Here is a 20,274-nt window from a genome sequence, read left to right as displayed (position 1 = left end):
TCATGACTCCTTATTTAGCGGCCATGCGCAAGGCACCGTCGAGACGGATCACCTCACCGTTGAGCATGCTGTTTTCAATGATATGCCTGACCAGCGCTGCGTACTCGCCTGGTTTGCCCAGGCGTGGCGGGAATGGCACGCCGGCGGCCAGCGAATCGCGCACTTCCTGGGTCATGCCGGCCATCATCGGAGTTTCGAAGATGCCCGGGGCAATGGTCATCACACGGATGCCGAAGCGCGCCAGTTCACGGGCCGCCGGCAAGGTCAGGCTGGCGATCGCGCCCTTGGATGCGGCATAGGCGGCCTGGCCGATCTGGCCGTCGAAGGCGGCCGCCGAGGCGGTGTTGATGATCACACCGCGCTCGCCGTCCGCGTCCGGGCTGGCCTGGGCAATCGCCTCGGCCGCCAGGCGCAGCATGTTGAAGCTGCCGATCAGGTTGACGTTGATCACCTGGCTGAAACTGCCCAGGGCGTGTGGACCGTTTTTGCCAAGGATCTTTTCGCCCCGCACGATGCCGGCGCAGTTGACCAGGCCGTTGAGCCCGCCGAACGCCGCTACCGTGGCCTGTACCGCAGCCTGGGCAGCTTCTTCGTTGCTGATGTCGGCGACCACACTGTGGGCGCCGAGGCGCTCGGCCTGCGCTGCGACTGCTGCGGCGTTCATGTCCACCAGCATCACCTTGGCGCCAGCGGCGACCAACAGTTCAGCAGTGGCCGCACCCAGTCCCGACGCACCGCCGGTGACGATAAAAACCTTGTTTTCGATCTGCATCGTTGTTTCCTTGGATTCAAGCCTTGTTGACCGCGGCCTCTTGAGCCTTGGCGATTTCCTGGTTGCGCAAGATAAAGCGCTGCAATTTGCCGCTTGGGGTTTTCGGCAAGTCGCTGACAAATTCGATTTCACGGGGATAGGAATGCGCGGCCAGGCGCTTGCGCACATGCTGGCGCAATTCCTCGGCCAGCGCCGGCGAAGCCAGGTACTGGCCACCGAGCACGACGAAGGCCTTGACCAGTTCGGTGCGCTCCGGGTCGGGTTTGCCGACCACCGCCGCCTCGATCACCGCCGGGTGCTCGATCAATGCGCTTTCGACATCGAACGGGCCGACCCGGTAACCCGAGGTGGTGATCACGTCGTCGCTGCGACCGACGAAGCTGATGCTGCCGTCCGGGTTCAGCTCCACCGTGTCGCCGCTCAGGTAGTAGTTGCCGACAAAGGCCTTGGTCGGCGCACCGTCGTAGCCGGGGAACCAGCACATCGGCGACTGGCTGCGATCGATCGCCAGGATCCCGGGCTGGCCAACGGACAATTCGTTGTAGTTGTCGTCCAGCACCACGATGCGGTGGCCCGGCGAAGCAAAACCGGCGGCACCGACATGCACCGGATGTTCGAGGCCGTGGTGGTTGCACAGGACCATGCCCAGTTCGGTCTGGCCATAATGGTCGTGGATCACCACGCCGAGGTTGTCGGCAAACCAGCGGATCACTTCCGGGTTCAGCGGTTCGCCGGCGCTGCTGACAATGCGCAGCTTGCCTTTGATGCTACGGGCGAATTCGTCGCCGCCGGCAATCAGCAGGCGGTAGGCGGTCGGCGAGCCGGTCAGGTTGGTGATCCCGTACTTGTTGATCACCCGGCAGGTGCTTTCCAGGGTAAACGGGCCGTCGTAGAACGTGATCGGGTGACCCATGCCCAACGGGCCGGCCACACCAAAGTAGATGCCATAGGCCCAACCGGGATCGGCGACGTTCCAGAAAGCATCTTCCGGGCGCAGGTCCACGGCGTCGCGGGTGTAGCTCTGGAAGGCGACAAGGGCCTTGAGCGGCACGTACAAGGCTTTCGACGGGCCGGTGGTGCCCGAGGTGAACATCAGCAGGAACGGGTCTTCACCGCTGAGCAACACCGGTTCGCACTGATTGGAATGATTGGCCAGTTCCGCCCAGAAACTGAAGTCGCCGCGGACCAGGCCCTGGCCCTTGTTGCCAGTGACCGTGACGATGGTCGGGCAGTCGGGCACTTCGCTGAGTTTGGGCCGGTTCGTCGCATCGGTCACCACCACGGCCGCGCCGGAAGTGCCCAGGCGATGTTCCAGGGCCTTGGGGCCGAAGGCGGTGAACAATGGCTGATAGACCGCGCCGATGCGCCAGGTAGCGAGCACCACGATCAGCAGTTCTACGTTGCGCGGCAACAGCCCGGCGACCTTGTCGCCCCGCTTCACGCCCTGGGCCTTGAGGAAGTTGGCAAAACGCGCGGCCTTGTCCTGCAAGTCGCTGAAGGTGTAGGTGGCGCTTGCGCCGTCGCGCCCCTCCCAGAACAAGGCAATGCGCCCGGGCAAGGCATGCCGGTCGCAGCACTCGACACAGGCATTGAGTGCCGTCAGCGAACCATGAAGTGCCGCATCGACCGTGTGCTGATAGTTGAACTGTGAAGTCGCAGACAGGTAATCGCGCATTGCCAGAATCCCTTGGTGTTTTTATTGGGTTGGGGGAACCTACAAAATCCTCGAAATACTCGCTCCACAGGCGGCGCGGGACAATGGTCAAAGCCTTCAAGTTGCTTGACTGCTTTGGCCAAGGGGGCGGTTCTGTGTGACTTGACGGCGCTATCGCGGCCGGCATAGGCATCTACACAACTGTGGTGCGATGTTGCGCCTGTGGGCCGACCAGGAAGTTGGATTGGACCGAGTACATATCCATTTTTGCGGTAATGGCCGATAGGGGTTCCGCTCTTACAGCGGCTCACTTTTGAGAGCGCAAAAGTAAGCCGCTGTAAAAGCGGAACCATAGGAGGCCGTTACCAAAGAACCGGATATGTACTCCACCTAATCCCCCCACCGCGATAGCCATATAAGGACACGCTAGAACCGACTCAATCGGCATCGCTGAGAATCAGGCTGCGGTAGTGCCCCGGGTTGGACCCCGACCACTTGCGAAACGCCTTGTAGAACGAGCTGGTATCGGCAAACCCCAGGCGGGCGGCGATATCGCTGAAGCTGATGGCGGGTTCGGCCAGCCAGACGATCGCCAGTTCCTTGCGCACGCTGTCTTTCAAGCCCTGGTAGGTCTGTCCCTCCTCCGCCAGGCGCCTGCGCAGGGTCGAGGCCGACATGCACAGCTGTTGCGCCAGGCTTTCGGTTTCCGGCCAGGTGTGCGCCGGCAGGTGCCGCAAGTCGTGCTTGATGCGGCTGGCCAGGCTTTGGGGGTCGCGGTACTTGACCAGGATGTTGGCCGGAGCATGGGCCAGGAAGCGCTGCAGCTCTTGCACGCTGCGCTTGAGCGGCAGGTCCAGGCAGTCGGCCGCGAAGATCATCCGGGTCCGTGGCCGGTCGAATCGCAGGTTCTCGGAAAACATCACCTTGTAGTCGTCGCAGAACGGCGGCTCGGCGCACCGCAGTTCAATGGCCAGGATCGGAATCCGCCGCCCCGCCAGCCAGCAGGCCACGCCATGGACGATCATCCAGTAGGTGAAGTAGGTGAAGGCGCGGCGCGGTTGCGGGTCGTCTTCGAGCAGGACAATTTCCGCCAGGCTCTGCTGGTGCACCAGTTGCGCCGGCAGGCGCTCGAGCATCAGTGACAGAAAGCCCAGGCCGCTGTTCAGTCCCGCTGCCAGCGTCGGCTGGGCCATGGCGCACTGGCAGAGAAAGGCCAGGCTGCCGGATTTCAGCTGGCGCGGGTCCATCCCGAAGAATTCATCGTCGCGGCGGCGAGCCAGCAGGCGCCACAGCCGGGCGTATGCGGTGGCCGGTACCCGGGCGTCAGCCTCCTCCAGTAACCGCGGCTCGATGCCGACCTTGAGCAGCACTTCGTGACTGGCGGCACCCGGCTCACAGCTTTGCAACAGCGCTTCGCGCACCAGGTGAATGGAGATGGTGTCTTTTTCCGACATAAAGCGTGGCGACCCGGTTTTTATTTGACGGCCATCTTAACGTACCGGCCGGCCAGTTGGCCCTCGATGGCGCCAGAATAGGCAACATCGAAGGTGCCTGACACAGCGCCTTCGCGAGCAAGCTCAACCCCACACACCTATACCGTTAGCCTGCTTTCTTTTATCTCAGTCGCGCGCCATGATGCAGGGTACTGCCCGCCCGCGAACGAGCTCCCATGTCTGCGCAGCAAACACCCCCCGTCAGTTCCATGGCGATCACCCTGCAGATCGTCTCCATCGTGTTCTACACCTTTATTGCCTTTATCTGCATCGGCCTGCCAATTGCGGTGCTGCCGGGTTATGTCCACGATCAGCTGGGGTTCAGTGCGGTGGTGGCCGGGCTGACCATTGGCTCGCAGTACCTGGCCACCCTGCTCAGCCGGCCCATGGCCGGGCGCATGTGCGACAGCGTCGGCACCAAGCGCGCCATTGTCTATGGACTGCTGGGAATCCTGCTCAGCGGCCTGCTGACCCTGGCCTCGACCCTGTTGCAGAGTCTGCCACTGCTAAGCCTGGGCATCCTGATCGGCGGCCGGTTGTTGTTGGGGGTCGCCCAGGGCTTGATCGGCGTCGGCACCATCAGTTGGTGTATGGGCCAGGTCGGCGCGGAACACACGGCGCGTTCGATTTCCTGGAACGGCATTGCCTCCTATGGCGCGATTGCCATCGGCGCCCCACTCGGGGTGGTGATGATCGACGCTTGGGGTTTCGCCAGCCTGGGAATTGCCCTGGCCGTGCTGGCAGCGGCCGCCTTGCTGCTGATTCGCAACAAACCCTCGGTGCCGGTGATTCGTGGCGAACGCCTGCCCTTCTGGTCGGTGTTCGGCCGTATCGCGCCCTTTGGCGCCAGCCTGAGCCTGGCCTCGATCGGCTACGGCACCCTGACCACCTTCATCGCCCTGTTTTATGTCAGTCGCGGCTGGACCGGCGCGGCCTACTGCCTGACGGTGTTTGGCCTGTGTTTCATTCTCGCGCGGCTGTTGTTCATCTCCTGCATCAACCGCTTCGGCGGCTACCGTTCGGCCATTGCCTGCATGAGCATCGAGACGCTAGGCTTGGCGCTGCTGTGGCTGGCCCCTTCGACGACCGTGGCCCTGATTGGCGCCGGACTGGCCGGGTTTGGCCTGTCGCTGGTGTATCCAGCCCTTGGCGTTGAGGCCATCAAGCAGGTGCCGAGCAGCAGTCGCGGCGCCGGTTTGAGCGCGTACGCGGTGTTCTTCGATCTGGCGCTAGCGATCGCCGGTCCCTTGATGGGGGCCGTGGCGTTGAACCTGGGGTATTCGTGGATCTTCTTTGGTGCAGCGCTGTTGTCGATCAGCGGCCTGGGCCTGACCTTGCTGCTCAAGCGCAGGAGCCTGCAGGGCTAGCCACGGCGTCAGGACCCATGTTCCTCGCTGACAGTCTGTAGCCCGGCCCGGCTGGGTTTGCCCAGGGTTCGGGAGAAAAATGCGGCCGCTTCGCTGATCAGGTTGCGGTGAATGTCTTCGCGGTCGACGCCATCGGCATCGGTGCACAGGGCCGCCATGGCCAGCCGCTGTTCGGCGCTACACGGCGCCATGAACACAAAGTGCCCGGCCCCGGCCAGCAGCTTGAAGTCCGGCGCGACCGGCAGCTTGCGTGCCAGGGCCGCCGCGTTCTTGTCCACAGCCACCAGCTTGTCGCCATCACCGCTGTAGAGCAGCACCGGCACATGCACTCCTGCCAGGGTGTGCCGGCCGAACTTCAGGCTCAAAGGCGCCATCAGCATCAAGGCGTGGACCCGTGGATCGGCGACCGGTTGCAGGTCGTCACGGTCGACGATCAGTTCGCCCTGGGTGTTGCAGGCGTCGCGATCCTCTGGGCGCTCCAGGCAGTAGCGGCGCAAGCGGTCGAGGTCGGGCGTGGCCCCGGACAGAATCAATGCGGTTTCACCGCCCGCCGAATAGCCGATGACCCCGACCTGCCCGGGATTGACGAACGGCGCCAGCAACGGGTCGGCCAGCGTGGCAGTGATGGCTTCGGAAATCTGGATCGGGCGCCCGTACAGGTTGCTCAAGGTGCCAAGGCGGCTGTGGTCCTTGGAGTTGTCACCGGGATGAATCACCGCCACCACCACAAACCCCTTGCGCGCCAGCGCCGTGGCGAGGTCGTGCAGGGCCAGGGGCGTGCCGGTGTTGCCGTGGGACAACATCAGCAGCGGGAAACGGCCGATGGCGACCCGGGCATCCTGCGTTGCCTGGATCTGATAACCCTCCAGCAAGCTGGGGTGCTCGATGCCCGTCGAAGGATAAAACGCGATGGCGGACATGGGTTGCAGGTCCAGCGGGTCGAGAAAGCTCAAGGAGTGGTAACCGACGCTCCAATGTGGCGTCAATCCAGGTGCGGCGTGCACTGAATTCAGGCTGCCCAGCAGGCAAATCAGTAACAGCGCCCACAGACGCGACATGGCAGGCCTCACCTTGTTACCCGATTGGTAGAAATATCGTACTCAGCACGCTGCTGGTAAACCAACGCTGCATAACCCGGGCCAGTGTCACGCTGCACGAGCCCTTTTTTAAGCGGACACAAAAAAACTGCGCGCCTTGACCGTTTTACTCTCGATCAAAGCGCGCAGTCCAGTGGTTGACGCAAGCTTTACGCCGCGGCGAACAGCTGCTCACTGATGTGTGCCTGGGCATCGCTCATGGCTTTGCTGCGTACGTCATCGCCGTAGGCCAGGCCGTGGGCACGGACGAACTCGATGTCGGTGATGCCCATGAAACCGAGCATGACCTTCAAGTACTCTTCATGGCCGACACCGGTTGGCTGGCCGACATGCAGGCCGCCGGCGGTCGACACCACCACCACTTTCTTGTTGCCGCACAGGCCTTCAGGGCCGGCCTCGGTGTAGCGGAACGTCTGGCCGGCGACGGCGATACGGTCGAACCAGGCCTTGAGCTGGGTGGGGATGGTGAAGTTGTACATCGGTGCGGCAATCACCACCGCGTCGGCGGCAAGGAATTCGGCCAGGGTCGAAGCGCTCAGCTCGGCCTCGTGCTGTTGCGCGGCGTTGCGCAGTTCGGCGGAGGTGCCGGCGGCGACCAGGGTCGCGGCGGAAAAATGGCTGATGGCATCGCTGGCCAGGTCGCGGTAGGTCACTTGGGTGGCCGGGTCGGCGGCCAACCAGGCCTGGACCACACCCTGGCTCAACTGACGGGAAGCGGAGTTGTCGCCAAGAATGCTCGAATCGATATGCAGAAGTTTCATGTGGGATCTCCAAGTGAGGATCGCCACCGGGCGATCAAGTTGAGACAATCCTACAGGTGAATCCAATGGACGATTAGCCAGCAACAATGTGATAGTTCGTCCCACTGATAGGACAATCGAGCCCGCCATGCAAGATCTCAATGACCTCTACTATTTTGCCAAAGTGGTCGAAGCCGGCGGTTTCGCCGCCGCCGGGCGGTTGCTGGGGATTCCCAAGTCGCGGCTGTCGCGGCGCATCGCCGAGCTTGAAGAGCGCCTGGGCGCGCGCCTGCTGCAGCGTACGACTCGACAACTGAAGCTGACGGCGGTGGGTGAACGTTACTTGCGCCACTGCCAGGCCATGTTGCTGGAAGCGGAGATGGCCGACGAAGCCGTGGCCAGCATGACCAGCGAGCCGCGTGGCCGCCTGCGGGTGTCGTGCCCGGTGGGCCTGGCCCATGAGTTCCTGCCGAGCGTGATCAGCACATTTCTGGAGCGCTTCCCCCAGGTGCAACTGGAGATGCAACTGCTCAACCGCCGGGTCGACCTGGTCACCGAAGGCATAGATGTGGCCTTGCGGGTCCGCGAGCTGGGCGACGAGGCCCCCTTCCTCGTGACCCGCCGCCTGCGCCAGGCGCAAACGGTGATCGTCGCGACCCCGGCGTTCTTGCGCGAGCGCCAGATCAACCACCCAGACGACCTCAAGAATGTGCCAGTGCTCGGTGCCCTGGAAGCCGACCGCCTGGTGCATTTGCGCATGCTCGACGAGCACGGGCACAGTTGCGACTTGAGCCTGGAGGCGCGCCTGGGCATCGATGACTTTGTCGTGCGCAAGGCCTGCACCCTCGCCGGGCTGGGCTTCACCATTTTGCCGATGCTGTATTGCGAACAGGAACTGGCCGACAGCACGCTGGTGCAACTGCTGCCTCAATGGTCGCTGCCCGGTGGCTGGCTGCAGGCGGTCTATCCCCATCGGCGCGGCGTGTTGCCGGCGGTGCGGGCCTGGATCGACCATCTGACTGAATCATTCAAAAGCTGTGGAGACCGACTGCTATGAAGGCCAAGGTGATGAGCGAACAACAGGTCGCCGATTTCTGCCTGACCCTGCCCGGGGCCCGGGAAGACTACAAATGGGGTGGCGTGCGGGTGTTTTCGGTCGCGGGCAACAAGATGTTCGCCCTGCAGAACCTGCGGGGCGACTCATTGGCGTTCAAGGTGGACAAGGAGCTGTTCCTGGGCCACGTCGACCGCCCGGGGATAGGGCCGGCGCCCTATCTGGCGCGCGCCCAGTGGATCATCATGCAGCTCCCCTACCCGCTAGGAACCGCAGAGCTGCAGGGCTTGTTGCAACGCTCCCACCAACTGGTGGTGAGCAAATTGCCCAAGCGGCTGCAGGTCGGCTTGCTGCTTTAAAACAGGCGGAAAAAACCGGCACCGAGAAACAACTGGTCGATCCAGAACACCTGGTGCGCCAGCACGATGATCCAGAACACAACCTGGAACGACACCTTGCGGGTCTTGTGGCGGAACACTTGCTGGGCAAGCAGGGCCCCCGGCCAACCGCCCGCCAGTTCCACCGCATGCAGGACGTTTTCCGGGGTACGCCATTGCTCGGCGCGGGCCTTGCGCTTGTCGGCCCAGTACAGCAGGAACGCCACGACGCTGACCACGCCGTAGGCTGCCAGCGCCAATGGCGACCCACCGCGCAGCCACAGCAGGCTGGCACCGAACAGCGGCAAGGCGCAGAGGGCCAGGAAGATCAGGCCCTTGAGCCGCGGATGCTGGATGGCACCGCCGTTGCTGTGAGCGTTCACGCCTTGGCCGCCGCCCAGTCGATCCAGCCGAACTGCCAGGTCGCCAGGATCAACAAACCGAAGGCAATCCGGTACCAGGCAAACGCTGCGTAGCTATGGCTGGCGATAAATTTCAGCAGGCCCTTGACCGCGATCATCGCGAAAATGAACGCAGTGACAAAACCCACAGCGAACACCGGCAGGTCCGAGGCCTGGAACAGGTCACGGTACTTGTAGCCCGAGTACACCGCGGCGCCGACCATGGTCGGCATGGCCAGGAAGAACGAGAACTCGGTAGCCGCCTTGCGCGACAGGCCGAACAGCAGGCCGCCGATAATGGTCGAGCCGGAACGCGAGGTCCCCGGGATCATCGCCAGGCACTGGGTGAAGCCGATTTTCAGTGCATCTTTCCAGGTGATGTCATCGACTGTCTCGGCGCGCACGCTGTGCTGGCGACGCTCGGCCCAGAGCATCACGACCCCGCCCACCACCAGGGCCGTGGCCACGGTGATCGGGTTGAACAGGTAATGGTGGATCAGGTCGGCGAAAATCACCCCCAGCACCACCGCCGGCAGGAAGGCAATCAGCAGGTTAGCGGTGAAGCGCTGCGCATTGCGCTGGGTCGGCAGGCCAATGACCACGTCGAGGATCTTGCGGCGAAACTCCCAGACCACCGCCAGAATCGCCCCGAGCTGGATGATGATGTTGAATGCCATCGCCCGCTCGCCACCAAAATCGAGCAAGTCCGCCACGATAATCTGGTGCCCGGTACTGGAAATCGGCAAGAACTCGGTCAGCCCCTCTACAACCCCAAGAATCAACGCCTGTATGGCCGTCCAAAGATCCATCAATCCCCCATGAAGCGATGCCCCAGGCATGCCACGTTATCTAGTTTTTTTGGTGTTCACTGCGCTCAGCGTAGCTGAATGGCAAGGCGTACAGGATCTACCGGAACCGGTAAAAATCCTGTGAAAAATCAGCACGGATTCAGGTTTTACCGTGCGCGGCCGAAATCCTATCAGACATGCCCGCTCGGCGCTGCGCCGTCATAGGACTTCAGTCGCATTGGCGTAGTGGCAAAAGCATGTCTTTATGCTGGCGCTGGTTGATGACAAGAATAAGAACCTGGAGTGACGCACTATGAACAGCTTGCGCAGTATGTCGATCAGCCGGCGGTTGTGGCTCATCCTGGTAGTGGCTGTGCTGATGCTCTTGGCCCTGGGTTTGCTGATGCTCAAGCAGATTCACGACGACCTGTATCAGGCCAAGGCAGAAAAGACCCGCCATGTGGTTGAAGCGGCCAGCGGCGTGCTGGACTACTACCGGCAGTTGGAAACCGCCGGCACCCTGACCCGCGAAGCAGCGCAGCAGCAGGCCCTGAGCGTGATCCGTGGCTTGCGTTATGAGCAAAGTGACTACTTCTGGATCAATGACCTGACCCCGGTGATGGTCATGCACCCCACCAACCCCAAGCTGGACGGCCAGAACCTGTCGGCGATCAAGGACCCGGACGGCTTTGCCCTGTTCAACGAGATGGTGGCCATCGCCAAGGCCAAGGGCGCGGGGATGGTCGACTATCGCTGGCCCAAACCTGGCGCCAGTACCCCGGTGCAGAAAACCTCCTACGTCAAGCTGTTCGAACCCTGGGGCTGGGTGATCGGTTCGGGCGTCTACATCGACGACATGCAGTCTCGAGTTCCGCAGCCAGGTAGCAGAAGCCTCGCTGGTGGGCCTGGGCATTGCGGCGCTGATGGCCCTGCTGGTGATGCTGATTGCCCGCAGCATTGTGCGGCCGCTGCAGGAGGCCGTGGACGCCATGGCCAACATCGCCAGCGGCGAAAGCGACCTGACCCGCAACCTCGACACCCACGGCCAGGACGAAGTGACCGAGTTGGCCAGGCACTTCAATGCCTTCACCACCAAACTGCGCGGGGTGATCAGCCAGCTGCAGGTCTCGGCCAGTGCCCTGGACCAATCCTCCACGGACCTGGGTGATAACGCAGCGCAAGCCCAGTCCCGCAGCCAGCAGCAGTCGCAACAGATGGAACTGGTGGCAACCGCCATCAATGAAGTGACCTACGGCGTACAGGATGTCGCCAAGAATGCCGAGCACGCGGCCAGCGAAATGCGCGACGCCCAGGCGCAGGCGCAACAGGGCCAGGTCAACATTGACGGCAGTCTGCAGCAGATCGACCAGTTGTCCGCCACCATCGAACAGGCGGTGCAAGTGATTCGTACCCTGGCCAGCGAAAGCACACAGATCGGTAGCGTGCTGGAGGTGATTCGCTCCATCGCCGAGCAGACCAACCTGCTGGCCCTCAACGCCGCCATCGAAGCGGCCCGGGCCGGCGAGCAGGGCCGCGGTTTTGCCGTGGTGGCCGACGAGGTGCGCCTGCTCGCGCAGCGCACGCAGAAATCCACCGCGCAGATCCAGGCAATGATCGAGCGCCTGCAGAACCATTCGGAGGCGGCCGTGCAGGTGATCGGCGACAGCAGCCGCGCCTCCCAGTTGACCATTGAACAGGCAGGGCTTGCCGGTGCCAGCCTGCATGCCATCGGCCAGGCGCTGCACAACCTCAATGGCCTCAACGCGTCCATCGCCAGCGCCACCCTGCAGCAGGCCCATGTGGTCGAAGACATCAACCAGAACGTGACCCAGGCCGCCGGCCTCTCCCACAGCACCGCCCTGGCGGCGCAGCAATCGAGTGCGGCGAGCGTGCACCTGAAAGCACTCAGCGAGCAGCTCAATGGGCTGCTCAGGCAGTTTCGGGTGTAGTGGCGTGAATCCTGTGGGAGAGAGCCCTTGATGTGCGGCCCTGCTGTACAATCGGCGCCCTCTCCGACTTCCCCAAGGAACCGCCATGTCCGGGCTTGAACTGTTTGCCGCCACGCTGGGCGTGATCGCCGTCTGGCTGACAGTCAAACAGAATCCCTGGTGCTGGCCGATCGGCCTGGTCATGGTGTTGCTCTACAGCTGGATTTTTTTCGAGGTCAAACTCTACTCGGACATGTTGCTGCAGGTGATCTACGCCGGTTTGCAGCTGTACGGTTGGAGACAGTGGACCCGCGGCGGCGACAGCCACCAAGGGCGCAAGGTCACACGCCTGGGCACTCCCAGAGTGGTGCGCGACCTGGCCCTGGGGGCCGTTGGCAGTCTGTTGCTGGGTGCGGCCATGGACCATTGGACCGATGCCGCGCAGCCCTGGCTGGATGCCGCGTTGACCGGCTTCAGCCTGGTGGCCCAGTGGTGGATGGCGCAAAAGCGCGTGCAGTGCTGGCCGTTGTGGATCGCCGTGGATGTGATCTTCGTCGGGCTGTTCCTCTACAAGGGCCTGTACCTGACGGCGGCCCTCTACGCGCTGTTTACCCTGCTGGCGGTCCATGGCCTGCGCGAATGGCGAGCCGATCCGGCGCTGCGCACATGAAGGTGCTGGTCCTGACCGGCCCCGAGTCCAGCGGCAAGAGCTGGTTGTCGGCCGAGCTGCACAGGCATTTCGGTGGGCTGCTGGTGGGTGAGTATGTGCGCTACTTCATCGAACAGAACCCGCGTGATACCTGCCTGGCCGACATCCCGCAGATTGCCCGGGGGCAACTCGACTGGGAGGATGGCGCCCGCGCGCAACAGCCGGCCTTGTTGATTCTCGATACTCACTTGCTGAGCAATATGCTCTGGAGCCAGACCCTGTTTGGCGACTGCCCGCCCTGGATCGAGGATCAATTGCTCGCCCGCCACTACGACCTGCACCTGTTGCTGTCCCCGGAAGTCGTGGCCTGGACCGACGACGGCCAACGTTGCCAACCACAATTGGGGCAACGCCTGGCGTTCTTCGAAGCCACCCGCAATTGGTTGCAGCAGCACGAGCGCACGCTGCAGATTGTCGAGGGCGACTGGGCCCAACGGCGCCGCCTGGCATTCGCGGCGGTAGAGCAATTGCTCAAGAGTTGACCCCCTGAACCAGCCTTCTCTCCCCCGTTTCACCCCGGTTTCGGGGCACAAGTGTCCATTCCTGAAACACATCCATACGGCGTAACAGCCGGTATCAGGGGGTTCACGGCCTTGTCACGCGCACTGTTACACCGCTGATACAGCTGCGCCACACCCCTTGTTCCAGAGCGTTACAACGCCTGCTGCCATGCGCCGGCAGGGTCCCCTGTCTCACGCTTGATACAGTGCTGACCGGTCATTGTCCGCTCGAATCGCCAAGTCGTTGAATCTATGTAGAAAACCAAAAGCGGCACGGCTTCTGCTCTCTCCCTGACAACGCTGACAGGGCCAGCGATAGAAGATAAGGAGTGCCGACATGGAGAATTACGATAAAGGCTTTACCCGCCTGCTGATGTTCGGATGCGCACTGAGCTCCGTGCTCAGCTTGCCGGTCCAGGCAGAGGGTAATGGCGTCATCGTGCTTCAACGTGACGTCCAGCCTCGCGCCATCGGCAGACAACCTTTCGCCAAAGACCCCTACCCCACCACCGTCAACGCCAACCCGTCCGATCGAGTGGTACAGGCCACCAACCACGAACTGAGTGACGGCGACTTTGCCGGCATCAACAGTGGCTACCGGGTCATCAATCAAAACGTTGTACCCAACCCCAACAGTGGCGCCGGGATCAACGTGCTGACCAACCCCAATGGTCTGCCCGGCATGTCAGCCGGACACGGCGGCGGCAGTGGCAATGCGATCTCCGGCACCATCACTCGCACCATCAATATCGGCCTGTCGCCTTTGACCAACATGGGGAAATGAGATGAAGCGCACCCTGATCTTCATTGCCCTGCTGGGCAGTACCTGTGCGATGGCCGACTCCGGTGTCAATGCAGTGAACAACGCGACCCTGAGCAACTCCGGGGCGAACTACAAAGGCAACATGATGATGAACCAGGCCGCCGGCGACCAGCAACAACAGGTCAACAGCCGCGCCATTGCGATCGGTACCGAGGCTTCGGCCAGCGGCAACCTGCGCCAGACCATCACCACGCCTGCCGACCGCTCGATGAACGCAACCAGTGCCATCACCGGCAACGCATTCAGTAACGGCAACGGCGCACTGGGAGTCAACCAGTCGGCCGGCGCCAACAACCAGATGATCAATGCCATGCGGATCAGCGTTAGCGCGGTACCGCAAAGCATCGACGACAGCGTCCTGTCCCAACAGAACGTGGCGCTGTTACCAGACTCAGGAGCAACTGGCACTTCGCAAGGCAGCCGCCAGGTCGTTACCAGCGACCAGGCCTTCACCGGCAGCCGAGGAGTGATTCAGGTGAACCAGAGTGCAGGGGTGGGGAACCGAATGGCTAACACCCTGAGCATCCGGGTCGCTGACTGACCCAACCGCAGTGCGATTAGACAAGTACCAACACTTAACCAACTAATAAGCACGGAGAAACACCATGAAACCTACAACAGCTCTGAAACCACTGGTTTTCGCTCTGGCAGCGGTCATGGCAATGGCGGCTCAGGCCGATGGCGGCAAACGTCATCATCCTACTAAACCACAAGGTCCAACCCTGGATCAGATCCTGTCCATCACCGCCGGTGCTGGCGCCGCGATCCTGGACGTACAGGACAGCAGCGACAACAGCGTGCTCAACCAAGGCACCCAAAACAACGCCAAGGCCGATAGCTCGCTCAATGGCTCCAACGGCAACATGGGCGCCAACGTTGCAGCCGGTACTGGCAACCAACAAGACAACGCTGCGGCCATCGCCACCGCCGATGAAAAATTCATCTTCGGCAGCGCCGTTGCAATCTCCAGCGCCACGCAAACCAATACCGACAACTATGTAAAAAACCACTCCACCCAAAACAACGCTACGCTTAACAACTCAGCCAACAACGGCTCCGGCAACATTGGTGTCAACGTGGCTGCTGGCGACTTCAACCAACAGAAAAACAACCTGGCCATTGCTGTATCGGCCGGTCGTATAGCCACCGCGGCTGCTGCGGCCAACCAGACCTCCACCGGCCTGGATGTCGACAACAAAGCTGATCGCGTGACCAAAGTGGTTGACCTCAAAGGCAGCTTCAAAGCCAACGGCAGCTACAAAGGCACCGGCTACGGCACCATTGACGGTGGCAAAGGTGGTCATGACGACGACGATCGCTATGGCGGCGGCGGCAACAAAGATCAGAAATTCACCTTCAAAGAACAAGGAAGTATCGAGCTGGCTGGCTACTGGACTCAGCAAGTGCTGACCAAAGATGGCTGGAAAAACCCAGTGGTGAACAATGCTTCGATGACCGGTTCCATGAACGGCTTCTCGGGTAACGGCGGTGCCAACGTTGCAGCAGGCGTGGGCAACCAACAAAGCAACTCGCTGTCCATCGCTGCAGGCTGCAAAGCTTGCCCAGGCGGCAACAGCTTCTAACTGCGAAGACCAAGGAAGCCCCGGCAACGGGGCTTTTCTTCAGACCCTACAAGGCGTATCGACCATGCGTGTTGCTGCCCTCTCACTGTTGCTTTGCCTGTCTGGCCTGACTCAGGCCGCACAGATGCCAGTGGCCGCCCTTCCCGGCGGCGTTATGGTTTACAAGGACGTGCAAAGCCTGCGCGAGCGCAAATTCGCCGACCTGGTCCAACAAAAAACCGATTTCAGTTGTGGCGCTGCCGCGCTGGCAACGGTGTTACGCCAGGCTTACTGGTTGGATGTCGATGAAGAGCACGTCATCAAAGGCATGTTGGTCAACGCTGACCAGGACCTGGTGAGAACCCAGGGCTTTTCCATGCTGGACATGAAGCGCTACATAGAAAGCATCGGCATGCGTGCCCGGGGCTACCGGATCCCTCCGGAAAAACTGGAAGCGGTCACGATTCCCGTAGTGGTTCTGATGGACATTCGTGGTTACAAGCACTTCGTGGTGTTACAGCGGGCAGAAAAAGACTGGGTGTACATCGGTGATCCGGTCCTGGGCCACAAACGTTACGCACACGAAGACTTTGTCAAAGGTTGGAACGGCATTGTGTTTGCCATCATCGGCCCCGGCTACGACAAGGCCAACGCCTTGCTCGACCCACCGACGCCGCTGACTGCCAAGAACAAACTGGATAACTTCAACCCTGTCAAAGATGCCGAACTTATGGATTTCGGGTTTATTCAGAGCGATTTCTTCTAGGCGCTCAAAAAAGATAAAGGAGCAGCTGGACGCTCCAGGAGCCGAAGATGAAAACTTCACATTGGGTGGTCGCCGCATGCTTGGCTGCGAGCTTTCCGACGCTCACCTACGCAAGCTTTACCCCGATAGAGATCAAAGACTCAGAACTGGCGCAGCTACGCGGCCGTTACGTCATGCCCGGTCGGATTATCAGCTTTGGCGTGGTCATGAGCAGTACCTGGCGCAATGCCAGTGGCGACATCATCGGTGCTTCCAGCACCCTTCAGATTCAGTCCTCGACGGTCAAACCCGAGTTTTATGTGTCTACCGTGAATGTGCCGGGCCAAGGTGGTCATACGCCACAACAAGGCACCGGCAACGTGATCGGTGGTAGCGCCTTGAGCACCACCCAGGGCATCACCCAGACCGTGCGTGCAGCAGGCGATGGTAACAGTGCCTACAACGATATCGGCATCAACGTCAAAGAAGCCTCCAGCGCCCCGGCGCCGCTCACTGCGCCTGCGGGCAGCCAGGTACTGACCGCGGGTAACACCATCAATGCTAGCAACGGTGCCGGCTCGATCGCCGTGACAGCCGCCAGCGGCGGCATTCAGATGGCCATCTCGGCCAACAACAATCAGGGCAACGCCCTGCAGCAGGTCGCCCAGGGTGGGCTGCTGCAAAACACCCGGCTGCTGGGCAACAGCAACGTGGTGAACAACTTGACTCAACTCAACGTAGTTCTCAATAACAACGGGCCAAGTCCTGGCGCATTGGATTGCAACCTCAGCCAGCTCAAAGGCCTACGCAACATGGGATATTGAACTACGCTGACTTTCGACCATTGGGCTCAAAGGGACGGCTTATTTCATGTATCGATCGGTGTCATTACGCGCGGTTGTTTGCCTAAGTACTCTATTTCCCGCTGCGCTACTGCAAGCGGCGCCCAACTCGGACGTAGAGACCCTTAAACAGGAACTTCTGGAGCTCAAGCAACGCTACGAAGTCCAGCAAAGAGCCCTGGCGGTACTCGAACAGCGAGTCCGCCAGGTTGAAGAGCAACCGGCCGAGCCACCACCCAAACGCTTGGCCAAATCGCCCGCCGACATGCGCGGCAATACCCAGGTCGCCGGTACAGGCGCCGGGGCAGCTTCGGGCGGAGCCGCAGGGGGCGGTGGTGCCAAGGGCAGTTCCTACGGCCAGTCGCTGGCAGACGACACCCAACCGGCCCAGAGCGTGTCGAACCTCTATGACGAAGCCAGCGGCTTCTTCGGGGGCGGCAAATTCAGCTTCGAGACCGGCGTGACCTATGCCCGCTATGACACACGCACCTTGATTCTCAACGGCTTCCTGGCCCTGGACTCGATTTTCCTCGGCAACATCAACCTGGACCGAATCAAGGCGGACAACTGGACCTTCGACCTGACCGGTCGCTATAACCTGGACAACCGTTGGCAATTCGACGTCAACGTGCCGGTGGTCTATCGCGAGTCGACCTACCAGTCCGGCGGTGCCTCGGGCGGCGCGGCGAACGTGACATCCGAGGAAACCGTGACCCAGGATCCGACCATTGGTGACGTCAACTTCGGTGTTGCCTACAAGTTCCTCGACGAGTCGGTCAACTCTCCAGATGCGGTGTTGACCCTGCGCGTCAAGACGCCGACCGGCAAGGAGCCATTCGGCATCAAGTTGCGTCAGGTCGACAGCAACAACAATCTGTTCATCCCGGATGACCTGCCAACCGGGAACGGTGTGTGGTCGATTACCCCGGGGATTTCCCTGGTCAAGACCTTCGACCCGGCCGTGCTGTTCGGCTCCCTGTCCTATACCCACAACCTGGAGGAATCGTTTGACGACATCAGCTCTACTGTCAACGTCGATACACCGGGTAAAGTCCGTTTGGGCGACAGCTTCCAGATTGGCGCCGGTATCGCGTTTGCCTTGAACGAAAAAATGAGTATGTCGTTCTCGGTCTCCGACCTAGTGCAAAAAAAGAGCAAGCTCAAACCTGATGGCGGTGACTGGCAGTCGGTGACGTCCAGCGACGCCAACGCCGGCTACTTCAACGTCGGCATGACCGTGGCGGCCAGCGACAACCTGACCATCGTCCCCAACCTGTCGATCGGCCTCACCGACGATGCGCCGGACTTCACCTTCAGCCTGAAATTCCCTTACTACTTCTAAGCCCCGCAAACGCCAGGGCCCGCTGCGATCTACTTCGCAGCGGGCCCTGGCGTTTCACCGCGCCCTAGCGGATCTGGTGCTTGTGCAGCAATCGGTAGAACGTTGGCCGGGACACCCCCAGCACCCGGGCGGCGACACTGAGGTTATCGCTGTGCCGGTTCAACACATCACACAAGGCCTGGCGTTCGGCCCGGGTCTTGTAGTCCTCAAGGGTGCCCATGGGCGTGGCGATCGCCTGGTGGCTGATCAAGCCCAGGTCCCGCGCCTCGATCTGCCGGCCTTCGGCCAGCACCAGGCCGCGACGCACCCGGTTCGCCAACTCACGGACATTGCCCGGCCAATCGTGCTTGCCCATGGCCACCAGGGCGTCCTCGCTGAAACTGCGGGGCCGGCGTCCGGTTTCCAGGCTATAGAAGTGGGAGAAATGGTTGGCCAGCATCGACAAGTCGCCATGGCGCTCACGCAAAGGCGCGGTCACCACCTGCAGGACATTGAGCCGGTAGTACAGGTCTTCACGAAAACGCTTGGCTTCGATGGCCGACTCGAGGTTGACGTGAGTGGCCGCCAGGACCCGCACATCCACGGGTATCGGCTGGCTGCCCCCTACCCGCTCGATGTGCTTTTCCTGGAGGAAGCGCAACAGGTTGGCTTGCAACTCCAGCGGCAGGTCGCCGATTTCGTCGAGAAACAACGTACCGCCATTGGCGGCCTCGATGCGCCCGATCTTGCGCTGGTGGGCGCCGGTGAAGGCGCCCTTCTCATGGCCAAACAACTCGGACTGGATCAGATGTTCGGGGATCGCCCCACAGTTGATCGCCACAAAAGGCTTGTTGTGGCGTTGCGACTGACGGTGCAGGGTCCTGGCCACCAGTTCCTTGCCGGTGCCGCTTTCGCCACGGATCAACACTGGCGACTCGGTTGGCGCCAGCTTGCTGAGCAGTTTGCGCAGCTCCCGAATCGGCTTGCTGTCGCCCAGCAGTTCGTGCGCCGGCTGGTCGACATGGATCGTCCCCTGGCCGCGCAAGCGCGCCATGCCAAAGGCCCGGCCCAAGGTGACTTGGACCCTGGAGACGTCGAACGGCAAGGTATGAAAGTCGAAGAACCATTCACAGACAAAGTCGCCGACGTTCTGCAGGCGCAACACTTCCTGATTCAATACGGCAATCCACTCGGTGCCGCTGCGGCTGATGAGGTCCTTGACCGCTTCGGGCCGCTCCAGGTGAAAGGGTTGCAGGCGCAGCAGGCCGACGTCGCAACTGCGGTCGACGGCGTTTTCCAGGCTACAGCTGTCGACATCCCAGCCGATGGCACGCAGACCGGGCAACAACTGGTGGCAATCGTCACAGGGATCCACCACCAATAGACGGCGTAGTGCAGGGGCTTCGAGCATGACTGTTCCTTGGCGCCAAATTATGGAAAAGTTATTAGAAACAGTCGTTTGGCGGACCTGGGTGTAACATTAGCAAGAACTTGACAGGGTCTTGTATCGTTTAACTATAAGGTTAATTACGTTTTAGTTATAAGCAACCTGTTGCTTAGCAACCTATCGACTCCCAACCTTTCATTCAGCTTTCAAAGTGTCCGCCAATACCGAGCATATGGAAGAAAGTTTAAATTTCTTTCAATTATGTGTGACCTGCCTGATGGTTGCGCGCATCAGTACAAGTAACCAGCCGAACGGTAAGCCCAACCGACGGCACATCACTTGATTGGGCACTACGAGAGAAGACCCCATGAACGCCCCGCTCCGTCTCAACGAAGCTCTTTTGATTGCCGACCACGCATTTACTCCTTTCCAATGCGTGGCCTGGGCCCCACAGGATGGCACTGGCGAGCTGACGCTGACCGTGATCGACCGTACCAGCACCCCGATCGAACGCAAGCAAGTGCCGTGCAGCATTTACACCGACCCGGTACAACTCGAGTCCCTGCTCAAGCAGGCGCGTGCCGAATTGAGCGAAGAAGGCTACCAGTTGCAATCCTGGACCATGCCGCAATAAAACAGCGCGCGGGTCACCGACCTCGGTGGCCCGCCTGTTTATCGAGATAACTTCCTGGCCTCCCCTGCCGCTATCTCGGT

Annotated in this window: 21 protein-coding genes and 2 pseudogenes; 15 read left to right on the top strand and 8 right to left on the bottom strand. The window is 61.3% G+C overall.

Annotated features, from left to right (window positions below):
• Positions 1–10: 10 nt before the first annotated feature.
• From Q1W70_RS22885 to Q1W70_RS22875, 3 genes are all read right to left on the bottom strand, one after another.
• A complete protein-coding gene (locus Q1W70_RS22885; RefSeq protein ID WP_166589549.1) occupies positions 11–772 on the bottom strand; it encodes an SDR family NAD(P)-dependent oxidoreductase in 762 nt (253 codons plus the stop codon).
• Positions 773–788: 16 nt separating this feature from the next.
• Positions 789–2,447: an AMP-binding protein gene (locus Q1W70_RS22880; RefSeq protein WP_166589548.1), complete on the bottom strand. Its 1,659-nt coding sequence runs from the start codon at positions 2,445–2,447 to the stop codon at positions 789–791.
• Between the two features lie 416 nt (positions 2,448–2,863).
• Positions 2,864–3,880, bottom strand: coding sequence for an AraC family transcriptional regulator (locus Q1W70_RS22875; RefSeq protein ID WP_166589547.1), 1,017 nt, complete (start codon positions 3,878–3,880; stop codon positions 2,864–2,866).
• Between the two features lie 215 nt (positions 3,881–4,095).
• On the opposite strand from Q1W70_RS22875, the gene Q1W70_RS22870 reads away from it, so the two are divergent.
• Positions 4,096–5,286 carry an MFS transporter gene (locus tag Q1W70_RS22870; protein WP_166589546.1) on the top strand — a complete coding sequence of 397 codons (1,191 nt, stop codon included), beginning with the start codon at positions 4,096–4,098 and terminating at the stop codon, positions 5,284–5,286.
• A gap of 8 nt (positions 5,287–5,294) precedes the next feature.
• Here the strand turns inward: Q1W70_RS22870 and Q1W70_RS22865 are convergent, their stop codons facing one another.
• Both Q1W70_RS22865 and Q1W70_RS22860 read right to left on the bottom strand, forming a co-directional pair.
• Positions 5,295–6,344, bottom strand: a complete 1,050-nt coding sequence (locus tag Q1W70_RS22865) for an alpha/beta hydrolase family protein (protein WP_166589545.1) — start codon at positions 6,342–6,344, stop codon at positions 5,295–5,297.
• Between the two features lie 188 nt (positions 6,345–6,532).
• A complete protein-coding gene (locus tag Q1W70_RS22860) occupies positions 6,533–7,144 on the bottom strand; it encodes an FMN-dependent NADH-azoreductase (protein ID WP_166589544.1) in 612 nt (203 codons plus the stop codon).
• Positions 7,145–7,271: 127 nt separating this feature from the next.
• Here Q1W70_RS22860 and Q1W70_RS22855 point away from each other — a divergent pair, with 127 nt between their 5' ends.
• On the top strand, positions 7,272–8,180 hold the full coding sequence (locus Q1W70_RS22855) for a LysR substrate-binding domain-containing protein (protein ID WP_302098010.1): 909 nt from the start codon (positions 7,272–7,274) through the stop codon (positions 8,178–8,180).
• An 11-nt stretch (positions 8,181–8,191) separates the two neighbouring features.
• Positions 8,192–8,536 (top strand): MmcQ/YjbR family DNA-binding protein, encoded by a 345-nt coding sequence (locus tag Q1W70_RS22850; RefSeq protein WP_166589655.1) that lies wholly within the window; start codon positions 8,192–8,194, stop codon positions 8,534–8,536.
• Here the strand turns inward: Q1W70_RS22850 and Q1W70_RS22845 are convergent.
• Both Q1W70_RS22845 and Q1W70_RS22840 read right to left on the bottom strand, forming a co-directional pair.
• Positions 8,533–8,937 carry a DUF1294 domain-containing protein gene (locus Q1W70_RS22845; RefSeq protein WP_232534530.1) on the bottom strand — a complete coding sequence of 135 codons (405 nt, stop codon included), beginning with the start codon at positions 8,935–8,937 and terminating at the stop codon, positions 8,533–8,535. The genes Q1W70_RS22850 and Q1W70_RS22845 overlap by 4 nt on opposite strands.
• Complete coding sequence (locus Q1W70_RS22840; RefSeq protein WP_166589542.1) at positions 8,934–9,764, bottom strand: undecaprenyl-diphosphate phosphatase; 831 nt, start codon at positions 9,762–9,764, stop codon at positions 8,934–8,936. The genes Q1W70_RS22845 and Q1W70_RS22840 overlap by 4 nt, the downstream gene beginning before the upstream one ends.
• Positions 9,765–10,056: 292 nt before the next feature.
• Between Q1W70_RS22840 and Q1W70_RS27360 the strand changes: the two are divergent.
• From Q1W70_RS27360 to fapF, 11 genes and pseudogenes are all read left to right on the top strand, one after another.
• Positions 10,057–10,554, top strand: a pseudogene (locus Q1W70_RS27360) (cache domain-containing protein); the annotation flags it as partial.
• A 112-nt stretch (positions 10,555–10,666) separates the two neighbouring features.
• A pseudogene (locus Q1W70_RS27355) lies at positions 10,667–10,786 on the top strand (HAMP domain-containing protein); the annotation flags it as partial.
• 171 nt (positions 10,787–10,957) lie between these two features.
• Positions 10,958–11,692: a methyl-accepting chemotaxis protein gene (locus Q1W70_RS27350; protein ID WP_371927826.1), complete on the top strand. Its 735-nt coding sequence runs from the start codon at positions 10,958–10,960 to the stop codon at positions 11,690–11,692.
• A gap of 85 nt (positions 11,693–11,777) precedes the next feature.
• Positions 11,778–12,341, top strand: coding sequence for a nicotinamide riboside transporter PnuC (gene pnuC / locus Q1W70_RS22830; RefSeq protein ID WP_302098008.1), 564 nt, complete (start codon positions 11,778–11,780; stop codon positions 12,339–12,341).
• Complete coding sequence (locus Q1W70_RS22825; RefSeq protein ID WP_182340442.1) at positions 12,338–12,862, top strand: AAA family ATPase; 525 nt, start codon at positions 12,338–12,340, stop codon at positions 12,860–12,862. The genes pnuC and Q1W70_RS22825 overlap by 4 nt, the downstream gene beginning before the upstream one ends.
• A gap of 355 nt (positions 12,863–13,217) precedes the next feature.
• The gene (fapA, locus tag Q1W70_RS22820) at positions 13,218–13,664 is read left to right on the top strand and encodes a functional amyloid chaperone FapA (protein WP_182340444.1); all 447 of its coding nucleotides are present in this window, start codon (positions 13,218–13,220) and stop codon (positions 13,662–13,664) included.
• A gap of 1 nt (position 13,665) precedes the next feature.
• The gene (fapB, locus tag Q1W70_RS22815) at positions 13,666–14,244 is read left to right on the top strand and encodes a fibril amyloid subunit FapB (protein ID WP_166589537.1); all 579 of its coding nucleotides are present in this window, start codon (positions 13,666–13,668) and stop codon (positions 14,242–14,244) included.
• 64 nt (positions 14,245–14,308) lie between these two features.
• The gene (gene fapC / locus Q1W70_RS22810) at positions 14,309–15,286 is read left to right on the top strand and encodes an amyloid-like fimbrin subunit FapC (RefSeq protein WP_166589536.1); all 978 of its coding nucleotides are present in this window, start codon (positions 14,309–14,311) and stop codon (positions 15,284–15,286) included.
• Between the two features lie 64 nt (positions 15,287–15,350).
• Positions 15,351–16,031 carry a fibril amyloid maturation endopeptidase FapD gene (gene fapD / locus Q1W70_RS22805; protein WP_166589654.1) on the top strand — a complete coding sequence of 227 codons (681 nt, stop codon included), beginning with the start codon at positions 15,351–15,353 and terminating at the stop codon, positions 16,029–16,031.
• A gap of 47 nt (positions 16,032–16,078) precedes the next feature.
• A complete protein-coding gene (gene fapE / locus Q1W70_RS22800; protein ID WP_166589535.1) occupies positions 16,079–16,834 on the top strand; it encodes a fibril amyloid subunit FapE in 756 nt (251 codons plus the stop codon).
• Positions 16,835–16,880: 46 nt separating this feature from the next.
• Positions 16,881–18,194 carry a fibril amyloid transporter FapF gene (fapF, locus tag Q1W70_RS22795; protein WP_166589534.1) on the top strand — a complete coding sequence of 438 codons (1,314 nt, stop codon included), beginning with the start codon at positions 16,881–16,883 and terminating at the stop codon, positions 18,192–18,194.
• Between the two features lie 64 nt (positions 18,195–18,258).
• Here fapF and Q1W70_RS22790 read toward each other — a convergent pair whose 3' ends face one another.
• The gene (locus Q1W70_RS22790) at positions 18,259–19,584 is read right to left on the bottom strand and encodes a sigma-54 dependent transcriptional regulator (protein ID WP_166589533.1); all 1,326 of its coding nucleotides are present in this window, start codon (positions 19,582–19,584) and stop codon (positions 18,259–18,261) included.
• A gap of 343 nt (positions 19,585–19,927) precedes the next feature.
• Between Q1W70_RS22790 and Q1W70_RS22785 the strand changes: the two genes are divergently transcribed.
• Positions 19,928–20,194 carry a hypothetical protein gene (locus Q1W70_RS22785; RefSeq protein WP_166589532.1) on the top strand — a complete coding sequence of 89 codons (267 nt, stop codon included), beginning with the start codon at positions 19,928–19,930 and terminating at the stop codon, positions 20,192–20,194.
• Positions 20,195–20,274 lie beyond the last annotated feature (80 nt).

Origin of the sequence: Pseudomonas kielensis, from assembly GCF_030505375.1 — a bacterium.
GTDB lineage: Bacteria > Pseudomonadota > Gammaproteobacteria > Pseudomonadales > Pseudomonadaceae > Aquipseudomonas > Aquipseudomonas kielensis.
Note: the sequence above shows the minus strand (reverse complement) of the source record. Positions and strands in the feature narration are given on the sequence as shown.

Coding starts and splice junctions, on each gene's coding strand:
- Q1W70_RS22790 (WP_166589533.1), bottom strand. CDS start 19,584: ATGCTCGAAGCCCCTGCACTACGCCGTCTATTGGTGGTGGATCCCTGT.
- fapB (WP_166589537.1), top strand. CDS start 13,666: ATGAAGCGCACCCTGATCTTCATTGCCCTGCTGGGCAGTACCTGTGCG.
- Q1W70_RS22870 (WP_166589546.1), top strand. CDS start 4,096: ATGTCTGCGCAGCAAACACCCCCCGTCAGTTCCATGGCGATCACCCTG.
- Q1W70_RS22860 (WP_166589544.1), bottom strand. CDS start 7,144: ATGAAACTTCTGCATATCGATTCGAGCATTCTTGGCGACAACTCCGCT.
- Q1W70_RS22880 (WP_166589548.1), bottom strand. CDS start 2,447: ATGCGCGATTACCTGTCTGCGACTTCACAGTTCAACTATCAGCACACG.
- fapF (WP_166589534.1), top strand. CDS start 16,881: ATGTATCGATCGGTGTCATTACGCGCGGTTGTTTGCCTAAGTACTCTA.
- fapC (WP_166589536.1), top strand. CDS start 14,309: ATGAAACCTACAACAGCTCTGAAACCACTGGTTTTCGCTCTGGCAGCG.
- Q1W70_RS22885 (WP_166589549.1), bottom strand. CDS start 772: ATGCAGATCGAAAACAAGGTTTTTATCGTCACCGGCGGTGCGTCGGGA.
- Q1W70_RS22875 (WP_166589547.1), bottom strand. CDS start 3,880: ATGTCGGAAAAAGACACCATCTCCATTCACCTGGTGCGCGAAGCGCTG.
- Q1W70_RS22825 (WP_182340442.1), top strand. CDS start 12,338: ATGAAGGTGCTGGTCCTGACCGGCCCCGAGTCCAGCGGCAAGAGCTGG.
- Q1W70_RS27350 (WP_371927826.1), top strand. CDS start 10,958: ATGGAACTGGTGGCAACCGCCATCAATGAAGTGACCTACGGCGTACAG.
- fapE (WP_166589535.1), top strand. CDS start 16,079: ATGAAAACTTCACATTGGGTGGTCGCCGCATGCTTGGCTGCGAGCTTT.
- pnuC (WP_302098008.1), top strand. CDS start 11,778: ATGTCCGGGCTTGAACTGTTTGCCGCCACGCTGGGCGTGATCGCCGTC.
- Q1W70_RS22785 (WP_166589532.1), top strand. CDS start 19,928: ATGAACGCCCCGCTCCGTCTCAACGAAGCTCTTTTGATTGCCGACCAC.
- fapA (WP_182340444.1), top strand. CDS start 13,218: ATGGAGAATTACGATAAAGGCTTTACCCGCCTGCTGATGTTCGGATGC.
- Q1W70_RS22855 (WP_302098010.1), top strand. CDS start 7,272: ATGCAAGATCTCAATGACCTCTACTATTTTGCCAAAGTGGTCGAAGCC.
- Q1W70_RS22865 (WP_166589545.1), bottom strand. CDS start 6,344: ATGTCGCGTCTGTGGGCGCTGTTACTGATTTGCCTGCTGGGCAGCCTG.
- Q1W70_RS22840 (WP_166589542.1), bottom strand. CDS start 9,764: ATGGATCTTTGGACGGCCATACAGGCGTTGATTCTTGGGGTTGTAGAG.
- Q1W70_RS22850 (WP_166589655.1), top strand. CDS start 8,192: ATGAGCGAACAACAGGTCGCCGATTTCTGCCTGACCCTGCCCGGGGCC.
- fapD (WP_166589654.1), top strand. CDS start 15,351: ATGCGTGTTGCTGCCCTCTCACTGTTGCTTTGCCTGTCTGGCCTGACT.